8 protein-coding genes and 1 pseudogene are annotated in these 8,617 nt (G+C 70.7%); 1 reads left to right on the top strand and 8 read right to left on the bottom strand.

Going from position 1 to position 8,617, the window contains the following annotated elements:
- Positions 1 to 37: 37 nt before the first annotated feature.
- The 4 genes from B9S61_RS07215 to bldG all read right to left on the bottom strand — a co-directional run bounded on the left by B9S61_RS07215 (position 38) and on the right by bldG (position 4,436).
- A complete protein-coding gene (locus B9S61_RS07215) occupies positions 38 to 628 on the bottom strand; it encodes a small secreted protein (protein ID WP_103541494.1) in 591 nt (196 codons plus the stop codon).
- A 193-nt stretch (positions 629 to 821) separates the two neighbouring features.
- Entirely contained in the window at positions 822 to 3,227 is a 2,406-nt protein-coding gene (locus tag B9S61_RS07210) for a sodium-translocating pyrophosphatase (RefSeq protein WP_103541493.1), read from the bottom strand.
- A 319-nt stretch (positions 3,228 to 3,546) separates the two neighbouring features.
- Entirely contained in the window at positions 3,547 to 3,981 is a 435-nt protein-coding gene (locus tag B9S61_RS07205; RefSeq protein ID WP_103541492.1) for an ATP-binding protein, read from the bottom strand.
- 113 nt (positions 3,982 to 4,094) lie between these two features.
- Entirely contained in the window at positions 4,095 to 4,436 is a 342-nt protein-coding gene (bldG, locus tag B9S61_RS07200; protein WP_003991900.1) for an anti-sigma factor antagonist BldG, read from the bottom strand.
- Between the two features lie 79 nt (positions 4,437 to 4,515).
- Between bldG and B9S61_RS07195 the strand changes: the two genes are divergently transcribed.
- On the top strand, positions 4,516 to 7,104 hold the full coding sequence (locus B9S61_RS07195) for a DEAD/DEAH box helicase (protein ID WP_258039581.1): 2,589 nt from the start codon (positions 4,516 to 4,518) through the stop codon (positions 7,102 to 7,104).
- Positions 7,105 to 7,159: 55 nt separating this feature from the next.
- On the opposite strand, the gene B9S61_RS07190 is transcribed toward B9S61_RS07195, so the two are convergent.
- From B9S61_RS07190 to B9S61_RS07175, 4 genes and pseudogenes are all read right to left on the bottom strand, one after another.
- Entirely contained in the window at positions 7,160 to 7,648 is a 489-nt protein-coding gene (locus tag B9S61_RS07190) for an Rv3654c family TadE-like protein (protein ID WP_103541491.1), read from the bottom strand.
- Between the two features lie 116 nt (positions 7,649 to 7,764).
- A complete protein-coding gene (locus B9S61_RS07185; RefSeq protein WP_103541490.1) occupies positions 7,765 to 8,130 on the bottom strand; it encodes a TadE family type IV pilus minor pilin in 366 nt (121 codons plus the stop codon).
- Positions 8,117 to 8,326 (bottom strand): DUF4244 domain-containing protein, encoded by a 210-nt coding sequence (locus B9S61_RS07180; protein WP_103541489.1) that lies wholly within the window; start codon positions 8,324 to 8,326, stop codon positions 8,117 to 8,119. The genes B9S61_RS07185 and B9S61_RS07180 overlap by 14 nt, the downstream gene beginning before the upstream one ends.
- 75 nt (positions 8,327 to 8,401) lie before the next feature.
- A pseudogene (locus B9S61_RS07175) lies at positions 8,402 to 8,617 on the bottom strand (hypothetical protein); the annotation flags it as partial.

The following is an 8,617-nucleotide window of genomic DNA, read 5'->3' as shown; positions in this document are numbered from 1 at the left end:
GCTACCGCGCGCCGGTTCCGCGGCCCCTGCCGTCGCGTCAGCTCTTGGTGGCCCCCGCCGACGCGGTGGCCGTCTGGCAGCTGGCCTGTCGTGACATCGCCTCGCCGACCTCGCCCTCCTCCAGGGCGCTGAGGGCGTTGCTGCCGCTCTTGCTCAGCTTCTCCAGCTCCGCGGCGATGTCCTTGAGACCGTCCGCGAACTCCGCCTGGTCGTCGGTGTCGAGGCCGTCGACCTGCTTCTTCAGTGAGGCGTACGACGCGGAGATGCCGTTGAGTTCCTTGACCGCGTCCGTCTGCTTCTTCTCGCCGTTCTCGACGTCCGGCGGGCCGGCCTTGTTCACGGCGCCGCCGATCGCCTTGTAGGCGTCGGACATGTCCTGGAAGGCCTTCGAGTCAGCCTTCTGGACCGCTTCCGGAGTGCTGTTGTCCGAGGTCTCCTTCTGGATCGCGGCGTTGGCCGACTTGATCTTCGCGGCCTGCGGCTTCACCGAGTCGCAGACCTCCTTCGCCCAGGCGTCGAGCTTCTCGTTGCCGTCGTCGCCGCCGCATCCCGTCAGCGCCAGTACCAGTACCGCACCGCCGGACAGTGCGACCGCGAGCTTCTTGTTCACCGGATTGGTCCCTTCCATGGCTCTCGGCCCCGGAACATACACGCCAGATGGACTACACCCACCCGTCGAGCGTCCGTTAAGACACTTTTGAAGCCATTTGCACCAAGCATGAGAAGGCTCACGGAAGAGGTGCGGAAGCCCTGGTGAGGGCGGACGGCTCGTCAATGCGAGCCGCCCGCCCTCACCTTGACCCGGTGTTCGCTGTCCGCTTCTAGGAAACCACCGCCGGATCGGTCGACTTGGGTTCCGGTTCCGGGTCGTCCTCGTCGTCCACGGCGATACCGCGCCGCTTGGACGCGTACACCGCGCCGACGATCACGAGCAGCGCGATGACCGCGATCAGCACCCTCGTCCCGACGCTCTTGTCGGCGCCGTAGGAGAACTTGATGACCGCGGGCGCGATGAGCAGCGCGACCAGGTTCATCACCTTCAGCAGGGGGTTGATCGCGGGACCCGCGGTGTCCTTGAAGGGGTCGCCGACGGTGTCGCCGATGACGGTGGCCGCATGGGCCTCACTGCCCTTGCCGCCGTGGTGGCCGTCCTCGACGAGTTTCTTGGCGTTGTCCCAGGCGCCACCGGAGTTGGCGAGGAACACCGCCATCAGGGTGCCCGCGCCGATCGCGCCCGCCAGGAAGGCCCCCAGGGCGCCGACGCCGAGCGTGAACCCGATGAAGACGGGCGCCATCACAGCGAGCAGACCGGGCGTGGCGAGTTCCCGCAGGGCGTCCCTGGTGCAGATGTCGACGACCTTGCCGTATTCCGGTTTCTCGCTGTAGTCCATGATCCCGGGCTTCTCGCGGAACTGCCGCCGCACCTCGTAGACCACCGAACCCGCCGACCGCGACACCGCGTTGATCGCCAGCCCGGAGAAGAGGAAGACGACCGCGGCGCCCGCGATCAGACCGACGAGGTTGTTGGGCTGGGAGATGTCCATCATCAGGCTCAGGGGCGCGCCCTCGCCGCTGAGCCGTTCGCCCACGTCCCGCGCGCCGGTCGTGATGGCGTCCCGGTACGAACCGAACAGCGCCGCCGCCGCCAGTACGGCCGTGGCGATGGCGATGCCCTTGGTGATGGCCTTGGTGGTGTTGCCGACCGCGTCCAGGTCGGTGAGCACCTGTGCGCCCGCGCCCTCGACGTCGCCGGACATCTCGGCGATGCCCTGCGCGTTGTCGGAGACCGGCCCGAAGGTGTCCATCGCGACGATCACACCGACCGTGGTGAGCAGCCCGGTGCCCGCCAGCGCCACCGCGAACAGCGCCAGCATGATCGACGTACCGCCGAGCAGGAACGCCCCGTACACGCCGAGCCCGATCAACAGGGCGGTGTAGACGGCGGATTCCAGGCCGAGGGAGACGCCGGCGAGGACGACCGTGGCCGGGCCGGTGAGCGAGGTCTTGCCGATGTCCCGCACGGGGCGCCGGGTGGTCTCGGTGAAGTAGCCCGTGAGCTGCTGGATCAGGGCGGCGAGCAGGATGCCGATGCCCACGGCGACGAGCGCGAGGATCCGCGGGTCGCCGCTCCTGTCCAGGATCGCCGTGTCGGTGACGCCGTCGAGACCGGCGTACGACGACGGCAGATAGACGAACACGGCGATCGCGACCAGGACGAGCGAGATCACCGCGGAGATGAAGAAGCCCCGGTTGATCGCGCTCATGCCGCTGCGGTCGGAGCGTCTCGGTGCCACGGCGAAGATGCCGACCATGGCGGTGAGGACACCGATCGCCGGAACGAGGAGCGGGAACGCCAGTCCGGCGTCGCCGAACGCGGCCGAGCCCAGGATCAGCGCGGCCACCAGCGTCACGGCGTACGACTCGAAGAGGTCGGCCGCCATGCCCGCGCAGTCGCCGACGTTGTCGCCCACGTTGTCGGCGATGGTCGCGGCATTGCGCGGATCGTCCTCCGGAATGCCCTTCTCGACCTTGCCGACCAGGTCGGCGCCGACGTCGGCGGCCTTGGTGAAGATGCCGCCGCCGACCCGCATGAACATCGCGATCAGCGCGGCCCCGAGGCCGAAGCCCTCGAGCACCTTGGGCGCGTCGGCCGCGTACACCAGCACCACACAGGAGGCGCCCAGCAGACCGAGGCCCACGGTGAACATGCCGACGACGCCGCCCGTACGGAAAGCGATCTTCATCGCTTTGTGCGAGACGGCGGTGAGATCCTTTTCCGGCTCGCCCTCCGCCGGAGTGGCTTCGCGCGCCGCTGCCGCGACCCGCACGTTGGTGCGCACGGCGAGCCACATACCGATATAGCCGGTGGCCGCCGAGAACGCCGCTCCGATCAAGAAGAACACCGACCGCCCGGCACGCTGATTCCAGTCGTCCGCCGGCAGCAGCATGAGCAGGAAGAACACGGCCACGGCGAATACACCGAGTGTGCGCAGTTGCCGGCCCAGATAGGCGTTGGCCCCCTCCTGGATCGCTGCGGCGATCTCTTTCATGCTGTCGGTGCCCTCGCCGGCCGCGAGTACCTGGCGCACCAGGGCTCCCGCGACCACGAGCGCCGCCAGCGCGACGACTCCGATGGCCACCACGAGCAGGCGGTTGCCGTCGGTGAGCACGGCGGCTGCGAGGGATGTGGTCTGGCCCGACTGATGTGGGATGAAAAGCCCCGCCATTCGTCCTCCTTGACGCTTGGGCTGAGCTCAAGATGTGGACGGGATTGTAGGTACCGGAACCTGATCAAAACAGAGCGCGGGAAATGTAAATGGCCTGCATCCACTCTTCCCGATGATCGCCGGACGACCGGGCTTCCGAAATCGGTAATGCCTTTGAGGCGTTCGCGTGATCGCATTTCCTGGCAACGGATCGATCGTGAAGGAATTCACGCGATCATCCGCACGAGACCACTGTAAGGGCGGGTACCGGCACCCGCACATGCCGAAGGGCCCCACGAGGGGGCCCTTCGGAAAAGAGTCGCCGTCCGGGTGAATCCGGTCAGGCGAGGAGGGTGGCCGGCGGCACGGTCGGCCACCTCATGCGGATCGATCCGCCCTGCTCCCCCGCGCTGACCTCGACGTCGTCGACAAGGCCGCTGATGACCGCGAGGCCCATCTCGTCCTCCTCGGTCTCCACGTCGGTGCCGGGTCCGTCACCGGACGCGCCCCGGCCGGGGGTCGCATGGGGCGCCTCGTCGCCGACCTCGATGGAGAACAGCTTCTCCTCCTCGATCAGCAGCACCTTGACGGGTGCCGAGATGCCGCCGTGCTGATGCAGTCCCACGGCCCGGGTGCACGCCTCGCCGACGGCGAGCCGGACCTCGTCGAGGACGGCCTCGTCCACTCCGGCCCTGCGCGCCACCGCCGCCGCCACGAGACGGGCGGTCCTGACATGCTCGGGCAGCGCGCTGAAGCGGAGTTCAACGGTGGCCATGCATCCCCCTCGCAACTACGGGCGTGCTGTGGAGAGGCCGGGCCGCCGAACGCCCGGCCCTCCTCGTGCTTCTCTTCTGCCGCCCGGGCCACCACGGCCCGGGAGCGGGGTGGTCAGTCTGTGGCCGCCACCGCTTCCTCGACCGAGGTGTGGATCGGGAACACCTTGGTGAGACCGGTAATACGGAAAATCTTGAGAATGCGCTCCTGGTTGCAGACCAGGCGCAGCGAGCCCTCATGGGCACGCACACGCTTCAGGCCGCCGACCAGCACGCCGAGTCCGGTGGAGTCGAGGAAGTCCACACCTTCCATGTCGACGACAAGGTGGAAACTGCCGTCATTCACCAGCTCGACCAGCTGCTCGCGCAGCTTGGGCGCGGTATATACGTCGATTTCGCCACCGACCCTGACGATCGTGCGATCGCCCATGGTCTCGGTCGACAGGGACAGGTCCACGGATCCTCCAGCACCTAGCTATCGAGCGGTCGCCCTTGGGGCATCTCGGCTCAGCCCCCTGGACGGTTCGCCAGCCGCGATGGCATTCAATCACTTACCGGCAGGCGTGCACGACGCCTTGGCCCCATTGTCCGTCACTCCGGTGACACACTCGGTCCCGATGGCCAAGAATCACCGATCCGATCGGCCCCCGACGGACACCCCGATCAGGACCGCGCCGGGCGTGGTCCTGGACCGGCTCATGTCCGGGCCGAGCCGGGCTTCGCGCATCACTCATACCGAGCACTTGCCCCCGCGCACGGGTCGCCATGCCGTCTGGCCGGACCGGATCCGCGCGGAGGTGGTCGCCGCCGTGCAGGCCGCGGGCATCGGCCACCCCTGGGCCCACCAGGCACGCGCCGCCGAGCACGCCCTGGACGGCGAGTCCGTGGTCGTCGCCACCGGTACGGCGTCCGGCAAGTCGCTGGCGTATCTGACGCCCGTCCTGTCCACGCTCCTGGACGGGGCCGAGGCCCCGAACGGCCGCGGGGCGACCGCCCTGTATCTCGCCCCCACCAAGGCCCTCGCCGCAGACCAGTGCCGGTCCGTGAAGGAACTTTCACAACCACTGGGCCATTCGGTGCGCGCGGCGGTCTACGACGGTGACACGCCGTTCGAGGAACGCGAGTGGATCCGCCAGTACGCCAACTACGTCCTGACCAACCCGGACATGCTGCACCGGGGGATCCTGCCGTCCCATCCCCGCTGGGCCTCCTTCCTGAAGTCGCTGAGATACGTCGTCGTCGACGAGTGCCACACCTACCGGGGCGTGTTCGGCTCCCATGTCGCCCAGGTGCTCCGCCGGCTGCGGCGTCTGTGCGCCCGCTACGGCGCCTCCCCGGTGTTCCTGCTGGCCTCCGCGACCGCCGCCGAGCCCGCGGTCGCCGCCCGCCGCCTCACCGGCCTGCCGGTGGTGGAGGTGGCCGACGACGCCTCACCACGCGGTGAACTGGTGTTCGCCCTCTGGGAGCCACCGCTCACCGAACTGCACGGAGAGAAGGGCGCCCCCGTCCGGCGTACGGCCACCGCGGAGGCCGCCGATCTGCTGACCGACCTGACCGTGCAGGGAATCCGCTCGGTCACCTTCGTACGCTCCCGGCGTGGCGCCGAGCTCATCTCGGTGATCGCCCAGGAACGCCTCGCCGAGGTCGACCGCTCACTGGCCCGGCGTGTCGCGGCGTACCGGGGCGGATATCTCCCCGAGGAGCGCCGTGCCCTCGAGCGCGCCCTGCACTCCGGCGAACTCCTCGGCCTCGCGGCGACGAACGCCCTCGAACTCGGGGTGGACATCTCCGGCCTGGACGCCGTGGTGATCGCCGGCTATCCCGGCACCCGGGCCTCCCTGTGGCAGCAGGCCGGCCGCGCGGGCCGTGCCGGTCAGGGCGCCCTCGCCGTCCTGGTCGCCCGCGACGACCCCCTGGACACCTTCCTCGTCCACCATCCCGAGGCCCTCTTCGACCGGCCCGTGGAGTCGACCGTCCTCGATCCCGACAACCCCTACGTGCTCGCCCCGCACCTGTGCGCGGCGGCCGAGGAGATGCCTCTGGCGGAGGACGACCTGGCCCTGTTCGGCCCCGCCACCGAGGATCTGCTCCCGCAACTGGAGGCCGCGAAGCTGCTGCGCCGGCGGACGAGGGCCTGGCACTGGACCCGCCGCGAGCGGGCCGCCGACCTGACCGACATCCGCGGCGGGGGCGGCCGCCCCGTCCAGGTCGTCGAGACCGGTACGGGCAGACTGCTCGGCACGGTCGACGCGGGCGCCGCCCACACGAGTGTCCACGAGGGCGCCGTCCATCTGCATCAGGGCCTCACCTATCTCGTCCGCTCCCTCGACCTGGAGGACTCCGTCGCCCTGGTCGAGCGGGCGAGCCCGACCTACACGACGGTGGCCCGGGACACGACGTCGATCACCGTGCTGGAGACGGACACCACGATCCCCTGGGGCGACGGCCACCTCTGCTACGGCTCCGTCGAGGTCACCAACCAAGTGGTCTCCTTCCTGCGCCGGCGCCAGATCACCGGCGAAGTGCTGGGCGAGACGAAGCTCGACCTCCCTCCTCGGACGCTGCGCACCCGCGCGGTGTGGTGGACGGTCACCGAGGACCAGCTGGACCGGGCCAGGATCAGCCCGGAGATCCTCGGCGGTGCGCTGCACGCCGCGGAGCACGCGTCGATCGGCATGCTGCCGCTCTTCGCGACCTGTGACCGCTGGGACATCGGCGGCGTCTCGGTCTCGCTCCACCCCGACACCCTGCTCCCGACGGTCTTCGTCTACGACGGCCACCCGGGCGGTGCGGGCTTCGCGGAACGCGCCTTCCACACCGCCCGGTCCTGGCTCACGGCCACCCGCCAGGCCATCGCCTCCTGCGAATGCGACGCCGGCTGCCCCTCGTGCATCCAGTCCCCCAAGTGCGGCAACGGCAACGACCCTCTGCACAAACGGGGCGCGGTACGGCTGCTCACGGTGCTCCTGGAGGGCGCACCGGCGGAGAGGCGGGAGGGGACGGAGGGGCCCGAGGTCCGGGAGGACCCGGCGGAGGTGAAGGGCGCCGGAACGGCCGGCGGGGCCGTGGTGACGCCACCTGGGCGGACACCCGCGACCGGGGCGGGCGCCGCGACCGGGGACTGATCCGGGACGTCCGGACCGGCCCCTCCCGAGCTGTCGTCCCGGCGTCGCCCGGCCCTCAAGGGACCGGTCCGGGTCCGAGACCCGCCGCCCCGACCGCACCGGCGCCCAGGACCGGTCCCGGTCTCCCGGCCACCGCGTCCGGAGCCGCGCCTCCCGTCGGAGGTGCCACTCCGCCGGCAGGCCCCGCCCGGGCCCTCACCTCCACCGCGAACGGACCCCGGCCCGACGTCACCGACACGTCCGACACCTCCCCGGTGACCGCGCACCGTACGAGCCGCGCGTTCTGTGCCCGGGCCACCCGGTCCGCCCGCTCGCAGGCAGCCGTACCGCCCTCCATCCAGTGGTCCGCCGCCGCGAGCGCCGCCAGGTCCGCGCCGCCGGCCGCCCGGTGCCGGACGACGACGGCGTGCCCGAGGGCGAGAACGGTGCCGAACACCACACACAGCACGGCAATGGCACCGACACTCCAGACCGTGGCCGACCCTCGGTCGGAGCCCGGCGCAGGCCGCCTGTCACCGCGTCTCCTGCCACCGCGACGGGACAACCCGCCGGACGCCCGGCAGGCGGGGCCGCCTCCCCGTCGCCGCCCGGCAGGCACAAGGTGCACGCGGTGCGGGGTTCCTCGGCCGTCCCTGGGCCACGGCTCGCGCGGCCGGGCTCTCACGCTCCCACCCCCACCGTCTCCTCCACCGCCGCGACGGCCTCCTCCCGCAGTTCGAACGGCAGTCCGTGCAGCACCGGAGGCCTGGCCACGACGACGACCCGGACCTGCTCCGCCTCCCGGCTCACCGTGACCCTCGCGCCCGGCGGTGCCGCCTCACGGGTCACCCCGACCACCGCGTCGGGCGCGTCCTGCCGGGCCGCCGCGCGGGCGCCCGTGCGCGCCGCGTCCACACACTGGATCTGCGCCGCCACCACCAGCAGGCCCCAGACCAGCGCCGTCGCGAACATCACCAGCACGGGCAGCACCATGGCCGCCTCCGCCGTCACGAAACCCCGGTCCGCGCGCCGCTCACATCCGGCCATCGAGTGCCTGCTGCACGAGGTTCCGCAGTGCCGTGCTGACCGGTCCGCTGTTGACCACCTTGTAGAGCACCACGGCGAACGCCACCGCCGCCACGATGCCCATGGCGTACTCCGAGGTCACCATTCCGGCGTCCCTCCGTGCCGTACGCACCCTGCTCACCAGGGCACGCAGTCGTGCCCGTACCGCCTGATACATCTCAACCCCCGTAAGGAGAAGTCGCACTGAACTCATGGGTACCGCTCATTCATCCGGTCTTCCGGTCATCTCCCGTCACCGACCACCTCCTCTCAGGACTCCGTCCGCGAGCCCGATCACCACGGGCACCACGCCGACGGTGATGAACGCGGGCAGGAAGCACAGCCCCACCGGGGCGCTCACCATGACGGCCGCCCTCCGGGCCCGTGCCGTCGCCGCGCGGGTCCACTCCGCGCGGGCCCCGGCGGCCAGCCGGCCCACGGGGGTGGCCAGGGGAAGGCCCGACACATC

It is taken from the genome of Streptomyces sp. SM1 (assembly GCF_002910825.1).
GTDB classification, from domain to species: Bacteria; Actinomycetota; Actinomycetes; order Streptomycetales; family Streptomycetaceae; genus Streptomyces; species Streptomyces okerensis.
This window is presented reverse-complemented; position numbering and strand designations above follow the sequence as displayed.